The sequence below is a fragment of the Brevundimonas subvibrioides ATCC 15264 genome, assembly GCF_000144605.1.
In the GTDB taxonomy this organism is placed as follows: Bacteria; Pseudomonadota; Alphaproteobacteria; order Caulobacterales; family Caulobacteraceae; genus Brevundimonas; species Brevundimonas subvibrioides.
Genome location: NC_014375.1, coordinates 658,877 through 676,177 on the forward strand (window position 1 = coordinate 658,877; position 17,301 = coordinate 676,177).

General features: G+C 68.7%; 15 protein-coding genes. 9 read left to right on the plus strand and 6 right to left on the minus strand.

Annotation, left to right across the window (positions count from 1 at the left end; genetic code table 11):
• The first annotated feature begins 147 nt into the window (after window positions 1-147).
• Window positions 148-2,841 carry an aconitate hydratase AcnA gene (acnA, locus tag BRESU_RS03305; RefSeq protein ID WP_013268079.1) on the plus strand — a complete coding sequence of 898 codons (2,694 nt, stop codon included), beginning with the start codon at window positions 148-150 and terminating at the stop codon, window positions 2,839-2,841.
• Between the two features lie 60 nt (window positions 2,842-2,901).
• Here acnA and BRESU_RS03310 read toward each other — a convergent pair whose 3' ends face one another.
• Window positions 2,902-3,789, minus strand: coding sequence for a hydrogen peroxide-inducible genes activator (locus BRESU_RS03310; RefSeq protein WP_013268080.1), 888 nt, complete (start codon window positions 3,787-3,789; stop codon window positions 2,902-2,904).
• Window positions 3,790-3,941: 152 nt separating this feature from the next.
• Between BRESU_RS03310 and BRESU_RS03315 the strand changes: the two genes are divergently transcribed.
• Together BRESU_RS03315 and ahpD are read left to right on the plus strand one after the other, a co-directional pair.
• On the plus strand, window positions 3,942-4,496 hold the full coding sequence (locus tag BRESU_RS03315) for a peroxiredoxin (RefSeq protein ID WP_013268081.1): 555 nt from the start codon (window positions 3,942-3,944) through the stop codon (window positions 4,494-4,496).
• Between the two features lie 207 nt (window positions 4,497-4,703).
• Entirely contained in the window at window positions 4,704-5,237 is a 534-nt protein-coding gene (ahpD, locus tag BRESU_RS03320) for an alkylhydroperoxidase, AhpD family (protein ID WP_013268082.1), read from the plus strand.
• Here ahpD and BRESU_RS03325 read toward each other — a convergent pair.
• Window positions 5,234-6,085 (minus strand): glutamate racemase, encoded by an 852-nt coding sequence (locus tag BRESU_RS03325; RefSeq protein WP_041761252.1) that lies wholly within the window; start codon window positions 6,083-6,085, stop codon window positions 5,234-5,236. The genes ahpD and BRESU_RS03325 overlap by 4 nt on opposite strands.
• 194 nt (window positions 6,086-6,279) lie before the next feature.
• Between BRESU_RS03325 and BRESU_RS03330 the strand changes: the two genes are divergently transcribed.
• Window positions 6,280-8,451: a M3 family metallopeptidase gene (locus BRESU_RS03330; protein ID WP_013268084.1), complete on the plus strand. Its 2,172-nt coding sequence runs from the start codon at window positions 6,280-6,282 to the stop codon at window positions 8,449-8,451.
• 70 nt (window positions 8,452-8,521) lie between these two features.
• Here the strand turns inward: BRESU_RS03330 and BRESU_RS03335 are convergent, their stop codons facing one another.
• Window positions 8,522-10,498, minus strand: coding sequence for a hybrid sensor histidine kinase/response regulator (locus tag BRESU_RS03335; protein WP_169308006.1), 1,977 nt, complete (start codon window positions 10,496-10,498; stop codon window positions 8,522-8,524).
• A 147-nt stretch (window positions 10,499-10,645) separates the two neighbouring features.
• On the opposite strand from BRESU_RS03335, the gene BRESU_RS03340 reads away from it, so the two are divergent.
• From BRESU_RS03340 to BRESU_RS03360, 5 genes are all read left to right on the plus strand, one after another.
• Window positions 10,646-11,869 carry a DNA recombination protein RmuC gene (locus BRESU_RS03340; RefSeq protein WP_013268086.1) on the plus strand — a complete coding sequence of 408 codons (1,224 nt, stop codon included), beginning with the start codon at window positions 10,646-10,648 and terminating at the stop codon, window positions 11,867-11,869.
• A gap of 108 nt (window positions 11,870-11,977) precedes the next feature.
• Window positions 11,978-12,388 carry a hypothetical protein gene (locus BRESU_RS03345; RefSeq protein WP_245528594.1) on the plus strand — a complete coding sequence of 137 codons (411 nt, stop codon included), beginning with the start codon at window positions 11,978-11,980 and terminating at the stop codon, window positions 12,386-12,388.
• A 4-nt stretch (window positions 12,389-12,392) separates the two neighbouring features.
• Window positions 12,393-12,596 (plus strand): helix-turn-helix transcriptional regulator, encoded by a 204-nt coding sequence (locus tag BRESU_RS03350; protein WP_013268088.1) that lies wholly within the window; start codon window positions 12,393-12,395, stop codon window positions 12,594-12,596.
• Window positions 12,593-13,183, plus strand: coding sequence for a hypothetical protein (locus tag BRESU_RS03355; RefSeq protein ID WP_013268089.1), 591 nt, complete (start codon window positions 12,593-12,595; stop codon window positions 13,181-13,183). Before BRESU_RS03350 ends, BRESU_RS03355 begins: the two co-directional genes overlap by 4 nt.
• 59 nt (window positions 13,184-13,242) lie before the next feature.
• Window positions 13,243-14,211 carry a TraB/GumN family protein gene (locus BRESU_RS03360; RefSeq protein ID WP_013268090.1) on the plus strand — a complete coding sequence of 323 codons (969 nt, stop codon included), beginning with the start codon at window positions 13,243-13,245 and terminating at the stop codon, window positions 14,209-14,211.
• A gap of 109 nt (window positions 14,212-14,320) precedes the next feature.
• On the opposite strand, the gene BRESU_RS03365 is transcribed toward BRESU_RS03360, so the two are convergent.
• From BRESU_RS03365 to BRESU_RS03375, 3 genes are read right to left on the minus strand one after another with little or no spacing between them, the layout of a single operon-like run.
• Window positions 14,321-14,755 carry a response regulator gene (locus BRESU_RS03365; protein WP_013268091.1) on the minus strand — a complete coding sequence of 145 codons (435 nt, stop codon included), beginning with the start codon at window positions 14,753-14,755 and terminating at the stop codon, window positions 14,321-14,323.
• Window positions 14,752-16,683: a sensor histidine kinase gene (locus BRESU_RS03370; protein ID WP_013268092.1), complete on the minus strand. Its 1,932-nt coding sequence runs from the start codon at window positions 16,681-16,683 to the stop codon at window positions 14,752-14,754. Before BRESU_RS03370 ends, BRESU_RS03365 begins: the two co-directional genes overlap by 4 nt.
• The gene (locus tag BRESU_RS03375) at window positions 16,680-17,300 is read right to left on the minus strand and encodes a response regulator (protein ID WP_245528595.1); all 621 of its coding nucleotides are present in this window, start codon (window positions 17,298-17,300) and stop codon (window positions 16,680-16,682) included. Before BRESU_RS03375 ends, BRESU_RS03370 begins: the two co-directional genes overlap by 4 nt.
• Window position 17,301 lies beyond the last annotated feature (1 nt).

Here is a 17,301-nt window from a genome sequence, read left to right on the forward strand (position 1 = left end):
ATACATGGACGAGTCCGTCCCCCGCGTTTATAGCCAGCGTCGCCGCAGCAGGCTGTCGCCGCGCGCGCCGGGGACCTGTGCGCCCCGTCGTTTGCCGCGAGACGGCGCGACCGGATCTTCGGGCGGCTTTGACCAGAGGAAAACTCCATGCCGTCAGTCGACAGCCTTTCCACCCGCCGGGACCTGACCGTCGGGCGCAAGAAATACGCCTATTACAGCCTTCCCGCCGCGCAGGAAGCCGGTCTTGGCGGGATCGACCGCCTGCCGCGCTCCATGAAGGTCCTGCTCGAGAACCTGCTGCGCAACGAAGACGGTGTCTCCGTCACCGAAGCGGACCTGAAGGCCGTCGCCGCCTGGATCGAGAACAAGGGCTCGGTCGAGCACGAGATCGCCTTCCGCCCCGCCCGCGTCCTGATGCAGGACTTCACCGGCGTGCCCGCCGTGGTCGACCTGGCCGCCATGCGCGACGCGATGGCCAAGCTCGGCGCCGACGCCGCCAAGATCAACCCACTGGTCCCCGTCGACCTGGTCATCGACCACTCGGTCATGGTCGACAACTTCGGCACCACGGCCGCCTTCGGCCAGAACGTCGAGCGCGAATACGAGCGCAACATCGAGCGCTACAAGTTCCTGCGCTGGGGCTCGTCGGCCTTCAACAACTTCCGCGTCGTGCCCCCCGGCACCGGCATCTGCCACCAGGTCAACCTCGAGAACCTGGCCCAGACCGTCTGGACCGCGCCCGAGGGCAAGGCGACCGTCGCCTATCCCGACACCGTGGTCGGCACCGACAGCCACACCACCATGATCAACGGCCTGGCCGTGCTGGGCTGGGGCGTCGGCGGCATCGAGGCCGAGGCGGCCATGCTGGGCCAGCCGATCCCGATGCTGATCCCCGAGGTCATCGGCTTCAAGCTGTCGGGCACCATGCCCGAGGGCACGACCGCGACCGACCTGGTTCTGACCGTCACCCAGATGCTGCGCAAGAAGGGCGTCGTCGGCAAGTTCGTCGAGTTCTTCGGCCCGGCCCTGCCCAACATGACGATCGAGGACCAGGCCACGATCGCCAACATGGCTCCGGAATACGGCGCCACCTGCGGCTTCTTCCCGGTGTCGGCCGCGACCATCGGCTATCTGACCGCCACGGGCCGCGACAAGGCGCGCGTCGCCCTGGTCGAGGCCTATGCGAAGGCCCAGGGCCTGTGGATCGACGAGACGTCGGAAGATCCCGTCTTCTCCGACGTGCTGGAACTGGACATCTCGACCGTCGTGCCGTCGCTGGCCGGACCCAAGCGCCCGCAGGACAAGGTCGAGCTGACCGTCGCCGCGCCGTCGTTCGAGACGGCGCTGGGTGAGGTCTTCAACCGCGCCACCGACGCCGCGCGGTTCCCGGTCGCGGGCCAGAGCTTCGACATCGGCGACGGCGACGTCGTCATCGCTGCCATCACCTCGTGCACCAACACCTCCAACCCCTCGGTTCTGATCGCCGCCGGCCTGGTGGCGCAGAAGGCCAACAAGCTGGGTCTGAAGACCAAGCCCTGGGTCAAGACCTCGCTGGCACCCGGCTCGCAGGTCGTCACCGACTATCTGACGGCCGCCGGCCTGCAGAAGGAGCTGGACGCGCTCGGCTTCAACCTGGTCGGCTACGGCTGCACCACCTGCATCGGCAACTCGGGTCCGCTGGACCCGGCGATCTCGCAGACGATCAACGACAACGCGATCGTCGCCACCTCGGTCCTGTCGGGCAACCGCAACTTCGAAGGTCGCGTGAACCCGGACGTCCAGGCCAACTATCTGGCCTCGCCGCCGCTGGTCGTGGCCTATGCCCTCGCCGGCTCGATGCGGATCGACATCACGACCCAGCCCATCGGCCAGGACAAGAAGGGCAATGACGTCTTCCTGAAGGACGTCTGGCCCACGACCGCCGAGATCGCCGCGATCCAGAAGAAGGCCGTCACCTCGGCCATGTTCGCCAAACGCTATGCCGACGTCTTCAAGGGCGACGCGCACTGGCAGGGCATCGCGGTCGAGGGCGGCCAGACCTACGAATGGGACGCCGCCTCGACCTACGTCGCCAACCCTCCGTATTTCGAGGGCCTGTCGATGGAGCCGACGCCGGTCACTGACATCGTCGAGGGCCGCGTCCTGGCCATCTTCGGCGACTCGATCACGACCGACCACATCTCTCCGGCCGGTTCGATCAAGAAGACCTCGCCCGCCGGTCAGTACCTGACCAACCGGGGTGTCGAATCCGAGGAGTTCAACTCCTACGGCGCGCGGCGTGGCCACCACGAGGTGATGATGCGCGGCACCTTCGCCAACATCCGCATCCGCAACCGCATCACCCCCGACATCGAGGGGGGCGTGACCAAGCACTTCCCGTCGCAGGACACGATGTCGATCTACGACGCCGCCATGCGCTACCAGTCGGAGGGCCGGCCGCTGGTCGTCTTCGCCGGCAAGGAATACGGCACCGGCTCGTCGCGCGACTGGGCGGCCAAGGGCACGCGCCTGCTGGGCGTCCGCGCCGTCATCGCCGAGAGCTACGAGCGGATCCACCGTTCGAACCTGGTCGGAATGGGCGTCGTGCCGCTGCAGTTCAAGGCGGACGGCTGGTCCAAGCTGGGCCTGACCGGCGAGGAGATCGTCACCATCCGCGGCCTGTCCGACGTCAACGTCGGTCGCCTGCGGCCGCGTCAGGACCTGTGGGTCGAGCTGTTCCGTCCGTCGGACGGCAAGATGGCCCGCTTCCCGGTCCGCTGCCGCATCGATAACCAGACCGAGCTCGACTACTTCAAGGCCGGCGGCGTCATGCCGTACGTGCTGCGCAACCTGGCGGGCTGATAGGCTCGCTTCGTGAAACGGGGGCCGGTCGCGCAAGCGCCGGCCCCTTTTTCTTTGGGCTCAATCCAGCCGCATCGCCTCGGCCAGCAGGCGCGCTTCCGCCGCCCGGCTCGAGCCCGAACGCCAGGCGACGACGATCTCGCGTCTGGGGGCCTCGGCCGCGAAGTGGCGGATGACGACCCCCTTGTCGTCGGCCAGGCCCGCGCGCACCGCCATCGCGGGCAGGAAGGACACCCCGAGGCCTGACGAGATCATCTGCACCAGGGTGTGCAGCGACGTGGCGGCGAAGACGTCCTCGCCGCGCGGTGCCTCCATTTCGATGCCGGCCAGAGCCTGGTCGCGCAGACAGTGGCCGTCCTCCAGCAGGATCAGGTCCTCGGCCTTCAGCGCGCCCGGCTGGATGTCACCCGCCGCCGCCAGCGCATGACCCACGGGAGCGACGGCCAGGATCTCGTCGTCGCCGATCCGGGCGTGTTCGATGCCGGGCGCGTCATAGGGCAGGGCGATGACCGCGCAGTCCAGCTGGCCCGCCTTCAGCCCGGCGATCAGCCGCGGCGTCAGGTCCTCGCGGATAAACAGACGCAGGGCAGGATAGGCGTCCTTGAGCCGGGGCAGGGTCGCGGGCAGCAGGAAGGGGGCCACGGTCGGGATGATCCCCAGCCGGAGACGCCCGGACAGCGGCTTGCCGGCGTTGCGGGCGGCCTCGACCAGGTCCTCGGTCCGCGCCAGAACGTCCTCCGCCCGCCGACAGGCCTCGGCTCCGACGGCCGTCAGCTGCACATTGCCCCGCGTGCGTTCGACGACGGGCGCGCCCAGGACGCGCTCCAGTTCCTGGACGCCGGACGACAGGGCGGGCTGGCTGACGTGCGCGGCCTCGGCCGCCCGGCTGAACGATCCATGCTCGGACAGAAGCTTCAGATACTGAAGCTGACGCAAGGTGGGGAGCATAGGCGCGACCTCTCAATATCATAGATATTATCTATGGACGCCTGATCTTCTATCCATTGACTTTGTGCAGTGCAACCGCCATTTCGCACATGCGGTCGGCCCTCCCCGGCGCCGCTCCAAGACATTCGATTTCATCCGGAAGGGATACAGCCATGTTCGGCGTCGGTCAGACACTGCCTGAGTTCAAGATCATGGGCGTCAAGCCCGGCTTCAACAGCCACGAGGAGAACGGCGTCTCCGCGTTCGAGCCGATCACCAACGCGTCGTTCGAAGGCAAGTGGAAGGTCATCTTCTTCTACCCGAAGGACTTCACCTTCGTGTGCCCGACCGAGATCGCCGAGTTCGCCTCGCTGGCGCGCGATTTCGAGGATCGTGACACCGTCGTCCTGGGCGGCTCGACCGACAACGAGTTCGTCAAGCTGGCCTGGCGCCGCGACCACGCCGACCTGTCGAAGCTGCCGATCTGGCAGTTCGCCGACAACGGCGGCAAGCTGGCCCGCGCCCTGGGCGTGCTCGACGAAGCCGAGGGTGTCGCCCTGCGCGCCACCTTCGTCGTCGATCCGCACAACGTCATCCAGCACGTCTACGTCACCAACCTGAACGTGGGCCGCGCCCCCGCCGACACCCTGCGGGTCGTCGACGCGCTGCAGACCGATGAACTGTGCGCCTGCAACCGCCCGGTCGGCGGCGAGACGCTCGCGGCGTAAAGTCGGCGCTTGAGATCCGGAGGCGGCGGCATTCGTGCCGCCGCCTTTTCGGCGCTCGCTTGTTTCTTCAGGGCGCGAACGCTCGACGCACGGCGTCTCGCTGCATGAGCGCGGACGTGCGCGTCGCTCCATCCTGACTTTTGCGGCTCAAGCAGCGCGCGCCCGCGGCGCGAGCGGTAGCCGCCCTTTTCCGAAGGAAAACCAAGAATGTCGATCGACACCCTGCGCGACCTGATGCCCGCCTATGCCAAGGACATCTCGCTGAACCTGTCGTCGCTGGCCTCCGAGGCCGTGCTGAACGACCAGCAGAAGTGGGGCTGTTTCCTCGCCTCGGCCCACGCCGTCGGCGTCGGCCCGGTCGTCCGCGCCATCGAGGCGGCCGCCGCCGAGAAGCTGTCGCCCGAGGCGCTGAACGCGGCCAAGGCGGCCGCCGCCATCATGGGCATGAACAACATCTACTACCGCTCGCTGCACCTGATGAAGAACCACGAGTACACGACCCTGCCGGCGCGCCTGCGGATGAACATCCTGGCCAACCCGGGCGTGGAAAAGATGGACTTCGAGCTGTGGTCGACGGCCGTCAGCGCCATCAACGGCTGCGGCGCGTGCCTGGACGCCCACGAAGGCGAACTGCGCAAGCACGGTGTCCCGGCCCAGCAGGTCCAGACAGCCCTGCGCATCGGTGCCGTGGTCCACGCTGCCAGCCGAATCGTGGCCTCGGAAACGGCGCTGGCGGCTTAAGCCGCCTCGAAGCTCAGCGGCGCACCCCAGAACTGGCTGACCCGGTCCGATTGCGGTCCGGTCTTGCCGGTCGTCAGGAAGGTGCGCCGCCCGCTGTCGCCCAGGGCGTACTCCGGGTGACGGGCGAAATACCGCTCCAGCGCATCGGCCACCGCGCTCGGCTGATGGATCAGGGTGGTGCCGTCGGGCAGGGCGGCAGCGAACAGGTCGGCGACGATCTCGTAGTGGGTGCAGCCCAGGATGGCGGTGTCGGGATGGCGACCGATCCGTCGGCGCAGGGCATCGACGTGGTCCGCGACCACGACCCGCAGCTCCTCGGTCGGGGCCCCCAGCTCGATCAGGCCGGCCAGGCCCGGGCAGGGTTCTGAAAAGACCGCCAGGTCCTCGCGCCGCTTGTCGATCTCGATCTCGTAGACCCGGCTGATGGCGGTGGCGGCGGTGCAGAACACCCCGGTGATGTCGATGGCCTCGACCTTGTCCCCCAGCCGCTCGGCCTCGTAGGTCCAGGGCAGGCCGGTCGCCGCCTCGATCGTCGGCACGATGATGCCCAGGACGTTGAGCGGCCGGCCGTGCCGGACCGCCGCCTCGGCGACCCAGGTCTGCTGCAGCCGGCGGAGCGCCACGGCCGAGGCCGTGTTGCAGGCCAGGACGACGACACTGGCACCGGCCTGGAACAGACGCTCGCAGCCGTTGCGGGTGATCTCGACGATCTCCTCGCCGCTCCTGGAGCCGATCGGCGCATTGGCCTGATCGGCCAGATAGACGAGATCGCGCGTCGAAAAACGCCGGGTCAGTTCCCGATGGACGGTCAGACCGCCCACGCCTGAGTCAAATACGCCTATGGCCATGGGTGCGGCGTTTAAGCCCTGGCCTGCAAAAGTGTAAGCGGTTTTCCGCCCGGGCCCGGGCCCGGGCAGGGCCGGGGACCGGGGCATGAACGCTTGCCTTGTCGTCCCACGGGATTAGACCCTGTTCAGGTGACGGTCAGGTCGCCAGGCCCTAGACTGTGATCGAAGCCGGAAACGATGAACAGGAAATCCCCATGCACAGACGCCAGGTCCTTATCGGAGGCGCGAGCCTGATGGCCCTCACCGGATGCGCCACCGCCGGCTCCGGCGCGGGTCAGGCCAGCGCCATGACCCCGGCGCAGGAGGCCCAGATGGCCCGCGCCATCCTGCCGGCCCAGACGCCGCGCGCCGAGCTGCTCCAGCCCTGGACCGGCGCCTATGACGGCACCCCGCCCTGGGACAAGGTCACGCCCGCCAAACTGCGCGAGGCGATGGTGGAGGCCATGGATCTGGCGCGCGCCGACGTGGCCGCCGTGGCGAACAATCCCGAACCGCCGACCTTCACCAACACCCTGGTCGCCATGGAGCTGTGGGGTGCGCCGCTGGACCAGGTCGTCAACATCTACGGCGTGATGACCGGCAACATCGGCGGCGAGGCCTATGACGCGGTGGACACCGAGATGTCGCCGCTGCTGTCGGCCTTCTTCGACGAGATCAACTTCAACGACGCCCTGTTCCAGCGCGTGAAGACGGTCGCGGACAACGCCGACGCCATGGGCCTGAACGCCCAGCAGAAGCGGCTGGCCGAGCGCAGCCGCGACAGCTTCATCCGCTCCGGCGCGAACCTGGATGCCGCCGGCAAGGCCGAACTGGGCCGGATCAACACCGCCCTCTCCACGGCCTTCACCCGCTTCGGACAGAAGGTCGTGGCCGACGAGAACGCCTGGACCGTCGTCCCGACCGCCGCGGGCGTCGCGGGCCTGCCGGAGTCCAACAAGGCCGCCGCCGCCTCGGCCGCCCGAGCCAAGAACATCGACGGCTGGATCATCATGAACACGCGCTCCAGCGTGGATCCGTTCCTGACCTTCGCCGACGACCGGGCCATGCGCGAGCAGGTCTGGAAGAAGTTCGTCGGTCGCGGTGACAACGGCGACGCCAACGACACCAATGCGACGATCGCCGAGATCGTCCGCCTGCGCGATCAACGGGCGAAACTGCTGGGCTACCGCAACCACGCCGAATGGCGGATGCAGGACACGATGGCCAAGACCCCGGCCGCGGCGCAGCGTCTGATGGACCGCGTCTGGACCCCGGCCAGGGCCCGGGTGGCCGAGGAAGTGGCCGACATGCGCGCCATCGCCGGCTTCGACATCGAGCCCTGGGACTATCTGTACTTCGCCGAGAAGGTCCGGAAGGCCAAGTACGACCTCGATCAGAACGAGCTGAAACCCTATTTCGAACTGAACGCGGTCCGCGCCGGATCCTTCTACATGGCCGAGCGGCTGTACGGCTTCACCTTCACCGAAATGCCCAAGGGAGCGGTGTCGATCTTCGAGCCGGACGTCGTCACCTACGAGGTTCACGACAAGGCGACGGGCCGTCTGATCGGCCTCTACTACACCGACGACTATGCCCGTGCGGGCAAGCGTTCCGGGGCCTGGATGACGACCTACCGGTCGTTCTCGCAGTTGGATGGATCCAAGGTCATCCTGGCCTCGAACAACAACAACTTCACCAAACCCGAGCCCGGCGAGCCGGTCCTGCTGTCGCTGGACGACGCCGAGACCATGTTCCACGAGTTCGGCCACGCCCTGCACTATCTGAGCTCGGTGGTGACCTATCCGTCGTACGGCAACACCCCGCGCGACTTCGTGGAATATCCGTCGCAGGTGCACGAGCACTGGGTGCTCAGCCGCCCCATCCTCGACGGCTATCTTAAGCACTACCAGACGGGCGAGGCGATGCCCCAGGCCCTGGTCGACAAGATCCAGGCGGCGGCCACCTTCAACCAGGGCTATGCCACGGTCAGCTATCTGTCCTCGGCCATCGTCGACATGGACCTGCACACCCAGGCCACGCCGCCCACCGACATCGACGCCTTCGAAAAGGCCTCGCTGGCCCGGATCGGAATGCCCAAGGAGATCGTGATGCGGCACCGCCTGCCGCAGTTCAATCACCTGTTCACGTCCGACGCCTACTCGGCCGGCTACTACAGCTACCTGTGGTCCGAGACGATGGACGCCGACACCTGGGCCTATTTCGAGGAGTCGGGCGACGTCTTCAATCCGGAGATCGGCGGCCGCTTCAAGTCGATCATCCTGGCGCCGGGCAACACCACCGACCGCGCGGACGCCTATCGGCAGTTCCGGGGACGCGACGTGGACGTCACGGCGCTGCTGAAGGTGCGGGGCTTCCCGGTCAGCTAGGTCGAACGCCGAACCGGCCTGGCGGCGTCGTTAACGTCGCCAGGAACCGATCCGATCGTGTCGACGCGGCTCAGGCCGCGTCGACCCCGCCGGCCCTCTCTGCGCGGGGGCGTGCGTGTTCGATCAGGGCCGCCATCAGAGCCCGCGGATCGACGGGTTTGGCGACATGGCCCTGCATGCCGGCGTCGAGGCATTGCCGGATCTGTTCGGGCAGGACATTGGCGCTCAGGGCCACGATCGGCGTGTCGTGGCCTGGCCCGCCGGATGCGCGAATGACCCGCGTCGCCGTAGGGCCGTCCATCACCGGCATCTGCATGTCCATCAGGACCAGATCGTAGGAGCGGGCGGTCACCGCGGCCACGGCCTCCTGGCCGTTCTCCACCATGTCCAAAGCCACGTCGAACGACGCCAGAAGGGCTGTGATCAGGGTCCGGTTGGCCGCATTGTCCTCGGCCAGCAGGATGCGCAGCGGGCCGTCGGGCTGACCGTCGCTGTCGCGACCGGCGGCGTCCGGCGCGGTCTCCGCCACCGGAAGGACGGTGCGGAACCAGAAGGTCGATCCCGTCGATCCATCGCTCCGGGCCCCGATCTCGCCGCCCATGACGTCCATCAGCCGGCGCGAGATGGCCAGGCCGAGACCCGTGCCGCCGAACCGGCGGGACACCGATCCATCCGCCTGGGTGAACCGTTCGAACATCTGTTCGATCTGGCCGGCGGCCAGGCCCGGCCCTGTGTCGGTCACCGAGGCCGACAGGGTGGCCGTCCCGTCCTGAGCCGGCTCGACCGACAGGCTCAGCCTCACGTTCCCCCGCTCGGTGAACTTCACGGCATTGCCGAGGAGGTTCAGCAGGACCTGGCGCAGTCGGGTGACGTCGCCCACCAGCCGCGCGTCTCCCGCCGGGCCTGCACCCAGGATCTCGCAACTCAGGACCAGGCCCTTGGCCTCGGCCTGTTCGCGCAACAGGGCGGTCGCGCCCTCTCCCAGGGCCGCAACGGAGAAGGGCTCCGGGCTCAGCGCCAGGGCGCCCGCTTCCAGTTTGGAGAAATCCAGGATGTCGTTGACGACCGTGAGCAGGGTTTCACCCGCGCTGCGGATCAGGTCGAGATAGCCCCGGTCGCTGGCGGACAGGTCTCCGCCCGCGCCGATCAGACGCGAGAAGCCCAGGATGCTGGTGAGGGGCGTCCGCAGCTCGTGGCTCATATTGGCCAGGAACTCGCTCTTGGCCTGCGAGGCCGCCTCGGCGAGGAGCCGGGCCGACTGCAACTCCGCCTGCGCGGCGCGTCGCGCCGTGATGTCGCGCACGACGTCGACGACCTCGGACAGTTCGCCCGCCCCGTTGATTACCAGCCTCGGATTGGCTTCGAGCCAGACCTCGTGGCCGTCCTTGTGGATGCCGCGATACTCATAGCCCTCGGTCGAGACCGTCTCGCGCCGCGCGATCCGGCCGTGCACGATGCCGCGCACGCGCTGCAGATCCCCGGGGGCGACGAAGTCTCCGGGGGCACGGCCCAGCATCTCGCGCGGCGAATAGCCCAGGACGGTCTTCGCGGCGGGCGAGACATAGGTCAGCCCCACCCCGACCTGATGCCGGACGACCATGTCGGAGGTATGCCCGGCCACGAACCGGAACGCGCGTTCCGCCTCGAACATGACGGCATCGTCCACGTGATCGGTCACGTCCATGACCATACCGATGAGCCAGACCTCGCCGTTCGCGTCGGCCGGCTGGCGACGGCCCCACGTCAGATGATGGCGCACCGCCCCCGAAGGGTGAACGACGCGGTATCGCAGCGTGACCGGCGCCTCGGACGCGAACAGGGCCATGAAGCTTCGGGCCGCCAGACTGGCGTCGTCGGGATGATACATCCGGTACAGGGCCTCGATCGTCGGGACCTCGGCGGTCTGCGGCATGCCGAAAAGGTCGAACATCCGGGGCGACCACCAGGCCGTCTGGGTGTCGCGCACCCGCCACCACCCCGCGCCGGAGCTCTCCAGCGCCGCCAGTGCTATGGCCTGGCTGTCGGGGTCGACGGAGGAAGCGGGCACGGGACTGTTCATCATGAACCCAAGCTTGACCGTAAGTCTCTTCAAACCCGTGAACGTCCGTCCGCGCTTACGCAATTTTTCGTACGAAGTTTTCGCCGGGGAAAGCAGGGGGTTTGCCGGTCCCTCGACTCTGTCTAGGAACGGAGCATGAACACGCTGTCCCTCATCCTTCTGGCCCTCGCCGTCCTGCTGGCGGCGGGTTTCGTGTGGGCCTTCCTGGGCTGGCAGGCGGCCAAGGGCACGGTCCTGGCGGCCCAGGAGAAGATCGCCCTGATCGAGGACAGCCGCGTCACCATGGGCGAGTTTCTGAAAGCGCAGGCGGCACAGTCGGCGCAGGCGGTGGCGGACCAGATGGTGACCCGCGCCACCGAGACCTTTCAGGCGCAGGATCGCGTGGCCCGCGAGCGGATGGAGGCCCAGCTGAAGCCCGTGGCCGAGACCCTGGCCAAGTTCGAGACCCAGGTCGCGGCGCTGGAGAAGGCCCGTGCGGAGGAGACCGGCACGCTCAAGGAACAGCTGTCGGCCCTGATGCTCGCCTCCAGCGCGACGCGCGACGAGGCGCGCCGCCTGACCGAGGTCCTGCGCGGCAACACCGGCCGGCGGGGCCGCTGGGGCGAGCAGACCTGCCGCAACGTGCTGGAGGCCGCCGGCATGGCGGGCCGGTTCGATTTCGACGAACAGTCGTCCAGCGCCAATGACGAGGGCCGCCAGATGCGGCCGGACTTCCTCGTCCGCCTGCCCGGCGGCGGTCTGTTCGTGATCGATGCCAAGGTGCCCCTGGCCTTTCCCGACGCCTCCGAACCGGACGACGAGGCCCGCGACGCCGCCATGTCGGCGAGGAACGCCGCCAGCATCAAGAACCACGTCCGCGATCTGGCGGCCAAGGCCTATCAGGACCAGTTCAAGCCCAGCCCCGATTTCGTCGCCCTGTTCGTGCCGTCCGACGCCTTCCTGTCGGCGGCCCTCGACCGGGAGCCCGAGCTGATGACCGATGCGATGGCCCGGCGGGTCATCATCGTCACCCCCTCGACCCTGTTCGCCCTGTGCAAGGCGGTCGCCTACGGCTGGCGGGCCGAGGAACAGTCGCGGAACGCCGACGAGGTCGCCCGGCTGGGCAAGGAGCTCTACAAGCGGCTGTCGGTCATGGGCGGCCACGTGTTCGGCGTCGGGCGCGCGCTGGAACAGGCCGTCGGCAAGTACAACCAGTTCGTCGGTTCGCTCGAGAGCCAGGTCATGGTGTCCGCCAGGCGGTTCGAAGACCTGCAGGTCGATCACGAGGGCAAGGAGCTGCCCGGCCTGACCGCGATCGATCAATCGCCGCGCCCCGTGACACGGCCCGAACTCGTCCACGATACGTCCAGCCGGAGCTGATTGACGCGTCCCCGGCTTGCTGACAAGGTCGCTTGACAACGTCGATTTGGGGTGTAAAACACCCTTGTCAAAAAGACGGGGTCAGTTGTCATGTCTATGGAGATGCGGGTGTCTGAACATCCCTTGCGCCGCTACGGGGCGCTCATGGCCGTGTGCATGCTCGCCGGTGCGATCGCGGGCGGGGTCTCCGCCGCGTTCGGCGATCGGTCGGGGGCCGGTCCGATCATCGTGGCCGCCTCGGTCGGCCTTGCGATGGCCGCCGTCCTCTGGGTTTGCGCCCGCTGGTGGCGCGGCCTCGATGAAGCGGCCCAGGAAGCGCACAAGTGGGCCTGGTGGTGGGGCTCCACCTTTGGTCTGGCGATCGGCACGGTCGCGCTGTTCACCCTGGCCTATGGAACGCCGTCCGTGCTGACCGCGGCACCCGACGACCTGCTGCTGGGCGGGGCGGCCCTGATCGGGCTCGCCCAGACGCTGGGCTACAGCATCGCCTGGGCCGTCTGGTGGCTGCAGCGGCGGTGACCCGATGAACAATCGTCTCAAGGTCCTCCGCGCCGAGCGGAACTGGAGCCAGGCCGATCTGGCCGCCGCGCTCGGGGTTTCGCGCCAGACCGTCAATGCTCTGGAGACCGGTCGCTATGACCCGTCCCTTCCGCTCGCCTTCAAGATCGCCCGGGTTTTCGAACAACCCATCGAATCCATCTTTTCGGACGCAGGAGCCTCGGCATGATGTCCCGTTCAGAACCCAACAACCAGCCGCTCGTGGTCAAGATCCTCGGCATCCTCGCCCTGGGTACCATGGGGGCCCTGACCGGCTTCGGCTTCGCCAGCATCATGGAGGCCGAGCAGGGCGCGTCCTGGGCCGACAGCCTGGCGCTGGCCATGGCCGTCGCGCTGCTCGCCATCGCCGTGCTCAGCGGCGTGACCATGGTCCTGCGTCCCTCGACCGTCCCCAAGGGCTGCGGCATTCTTCAGATCACCGTCTTCCTTCTGGCCGGTGTGATGTTCCTCGCGCCCATCTACGGCCCGGCCTGGTTCAACGCCGACGTCGTCTTCGGGGGGATCGTGGTGCTCCTGATCGTCCAGAGCGTCGCCAATCTGATGCTGTGGCGCGCCGCCGACGAGATGCTGCGACAGGTCATGGCCGAGACCAGCGCCATAGCCTTCTGGGTGCTGCAGACGGCCCTGTTCCTCTATGCCGCCGCCGAGCGCCTCGGACTGGTCGATACCATCAGCGGCTGGGGTCTGACCGGCATCCTGATGGCCGTCTATCTGGTGGCGTCCATCGCCGCCGCCGCCCGCCGCGGCATCAACTGACGCCCGACGACCGCTCACTCTCTTCTTCTCTGTTTCACGCTGATCGAAAGGATCGGACCATGACGCTCGCCTCTTACCTCAAGACCTCCATCGGACAGATTGCCCGCCTGGCCACCGGCACGGCCCTCGGCCTCGGCCTGACCGTCAGCCTGCTGAGCGTTCCCGGACAAGCCTTCGCCCAGGCCGCGGCGCCCGCCGCCCCGCGCACGGTGGTCCAGGCCCAGGGCCAGGGCCCGGCGCTGTGGGTCGTCCGCGACGCGGACTCGACCCTGTATCTGTTCGGCACGGTCCACGTCCTGCGCCCCGAGACGGCCTGGGGCACGGCCAGGGTGGATGCCGCCTTCGACAGCGCCGACCGCGTCATCCTGGAAATCTCCAACCCCGACGACCAGGCGGCCATCCAGCCGCTGATCCAGCAGTACGGCCTCTCGCCCGACCGGCCCCTGTCCAGCCTGCTGACCCCGGCCGAGCTGACCCGCCTGGACGCGGCGGCCCAGACCATCGGCGCCACGGCCGCCCAGCTCGATCCCCTGCGTCCCTGGCTGGTCGGCCTGTCGCTGTCGATCGCCCCGCTGGTGAAGGCCGGCTACGACCCGCAGTCCGGCGTCGAGATGATCCTGAAGGCGCGGGCCGAGGCGGCGGGCAAGCCGATCTCCGGCTTCGAGACCATCGACAAACAGGTCTCGATCCTGGCGGGCCTGTCCGAGGAGACCCAGCTGGCCTTTCTGCGGGCGACGCTTGAGAAGGTCGAGAACGCGACGGCGGAGCTCGACGCCCTGGTCGGCGCCTGGGCGACCGGCGACGTCGCCTCGATCGAGCGGCTGGGGGTGACGGAGATGCGCAACCAGTCCGAAGAGATCTATCAGGCCCTGCTGGTGCGCCGGAACACCGACTGGGCCGGCCAGATCCAGACCCTGCTCGAGGGGTCGGGCACCGTCTTCATCGCCGTCGGCAGCGCGCACCTCGCGGGTGACGACAGCGTCCAGGCCATCCTGGAACAGCGCGGGGTCGCGGTCACGCGCGAGTAGGACCAGCCCGCGATCCACTGGGAGGCCCGGCTATGCGCCGGGCCTCTTTCGTTGTTAACGCGGCGGTTGGGCCGACCCTGGAGCGACGTCTGCTTCTGACGCGGCCGGTCTACCGAGCGCTGACCGCCTTGAAGCGGCGTCTGGTGTCCAGAAGGACCCAGCTGCGCATCAGGATTTCGGCCACATCATAGGGCTTGAGCAGGACGTCGTTCGCCCCCAGCGACAGGGCGCGCAGCCTCGCATTCATCGTTGAATCCGCCGTGAGCACGAGGATGGGCAGATAGTCGGTCTCGGGGGTCAGCCGCCGGAAGCTCTCCAGCAATTCGTAGCCGTCCACCCCGGGCATCATCAGGTCCAGAAGGACCAGGTCCGGCATCCGCGCCGCGAATTCCGCCAGCGCGTCCCGGGCATCCAGGAAGGTCGCCACGTCCTGGAAGCCTTCGCGGTGGAAGGCCCGTTCGACCAGGCTGAGATTGGCCGGCTCGTCATCGACGGCCATGATCCGCGCGGCTTTCAGCGGGGGGTCGGGGGGGGTGATCTTCATGACGGTTTCTGTCCGTGCGACGGCGAGGCCGGCAGCTCGAGGATGAAGGTTGCGCCGGGCGGGTGGTAGCTGACCTCGCCGCCCTGGGCGCGGGCCAGGCCGCGGGAGAGGGCCAGGCCGAGCCCGGAGCCCTGGGCCCCGCTCCAGCGTTCGGCGTCCAGCCGGTCGAAGGGGATGAACAGCCGGTCGACCAGCTCCGGGGGCACGCCGGGGCCCTCGTCGCGGACCTCGATCCGGACGCGACCGGACGCCCCGACCAGGGTGACCGTCACCACGCCCCCCGCCGGCCCGTACTTGATCGCGTTGGAGAGCAGGTTGAGCACGATCTGCACGGTCGCGCGGCGGTCGGCCAACACCGACAGTCCCGCGTCGCCCTCGATCCGCACCTCGACGCCCGCCGCCTGGGCCTGGGGCGCGATCAGATCGCGCACATCCGCGAGCAGGGGGGCCGGATCCAGAGGCACCGGGGCGAGGGCATGGCCGCCGGCCTCGATCCGGGCGATGTCCAGGACCTCCTCGATCATCGCCAGCAGATGGCCGCCTGCCCTGGAGATCTGGTCCACGCCATGGCGCTGGTCGTCGGTCAGGGTTTCGCCATCCATGCCCAGCAGCTGGTTGAAGCCGAGGATCGCCGTCAGGGGAGTGCGCAGCTCGTGACTCATCCGGGACAGGAAGTCGCTCTTGGCGCGGCTGGCCCGTTCCGCCTCCGCCCGGGCGTGCCCGAGGGCTTCCTCGGCCTGGCGTCGCTCGGTGACGTCGCGCGTGACCTTGGAGAAGCCGGTCAGGGTCCCTGTCTCGTCGTGCAGGGCGGTGATGACGACATTGGCCCAGAACCGCCCGCCGTCGCGGCGAACGCGCCAGCCTTCGTCCTCGACACGGCCGTCGCGCCGGGCGGCCTCCAGCAGTCGCATGGGCGTCTCGGCGCGGGCCTCCGCGGGATAGAAGGTCGAGAAGTGCTGGCCGAGGATCTCGTCGGCCGTCCAGCCCTTGATCCTTTCGGCCCCGGTGTTCCAGCTGACCACCCGACCCTCGAGGTCCAGGGCGAAGATGCCATAGTCGCGGACGCCCTCGATCACGCGGCGGTAGCGCTCCTCGCCTTCGCGCAACGCGGCCTCGCGCGAGCGCAGCAGGTCGCCGGCCTGAACCAGGCGACGCGCCAGTCGCCCGATCTCGTCCTGGGCCTCGTCGGCGAGGCTGAGGGGTTCGCCCCGCTCCAGACGCTCGGCGTCCCGTTCCAGTCCCCGAACGCGGCGCACGATGCCGGTGAACAGCAGCTGGGCCGCCGCCAGACCGCCCAGCAGGCCGATCCCGGCCAGGACCGCCGTGAGGGTCCAGGTCCTGCGTCGCTCGGCGTCGGCTTTCGCCTGGCGTTGCTCGAGCAGCTGGCTTTCCCGGCGCTGCATGGCGTCGATCTCGGCGCGCAGCGCGTCGAGCACCGCCTTGTTGGCGACCAGCGCCCCGGCCACGGTCGGCGCCTCCACGCCCTCCGCCGTGCCGGCTCCCGGCATCGCCGCGAGCTGGGCCAGTCCGCGTCGTTTCTGAACGACGAGCGTATCGACGCGCGCCAGCCGCTGACGGATCTCGGGGTCCCGGGTCGTCTGACGAAGCCGCGCCAGGGTTTCGGGCAGCAGGGCCTCGGCCTTGATGTAGGGCTCCAGAAAGGCGCGGCGACCCGTCAGGCGATAGCCCCGCACGCCGCTGGCCGCCTCGGCCAGCAGGGCATGCACCTCATGGATGTCGCGCTGGATGGCGAAGGTCAGCCGGACGCGCGCCTCGGCCTCGGCCTCCGCCCGGCCGGACAGATGAAGGGCCCCGATGCCGGACAGAAGGATCGCCAAAGGCAGCGCCAGCACGATCAGGCCCTTCGAGCCGAGGCCGAGGTCGGCCCAGGCCCGCGCCGCGCGCGACCATGGCGACAGTCGGCTCAAGGGCGGGCCCGCGCGGCGAAGACCGCCGCCTGGGTCCGGTCGGCGACGCCGAGCTTGGCGATCAGCTTCTCGACATGCGCCTTCACCGTGCCGGGCCCGATGCCGAGGTCCCGCGCGATCTCCTTGTTGGTCAGCCCCCGGGCCACGGACTCGAGGACCTCGCGCTCGCGCGGTGTCAGCCTGTCGAGGTCATCGGGTCTGGGACCGACGGTCGGGGCCATGGCCTTGCGCAGCAGGTCGCCGGGCAGGGCGCTGCGTCCGGCGCCGACCGCCCGGATGGCATGCAGCAGTTCCTCCCGCCCGGCGTCCTTCAAGACGTAGCCCGTGGCCCCGGCCGCGAGGGCGCTGCGTACATATTCCGGCGTGTCATGAAGCGTCAGAAGCAGGATCCGGGTCGGAGCTCGTTCGAGGATGCGTCCCGCCGCCTCCAGCCCGTTCATCCCGGGACCGAAGCGGATATCGAGGATCGCCAGATCGATGTCGCCCGCAAGGCTCCGCTCGACGGCGGCCTCGGCGGTACCGGCCTCGGCGACGACGACCATGTCCGGCTCGCGATCGATCACGGCGCGCAGCCCGGCGCGGGTCAGTTCATGATCGTCGGCGATGAGGATCCGCATG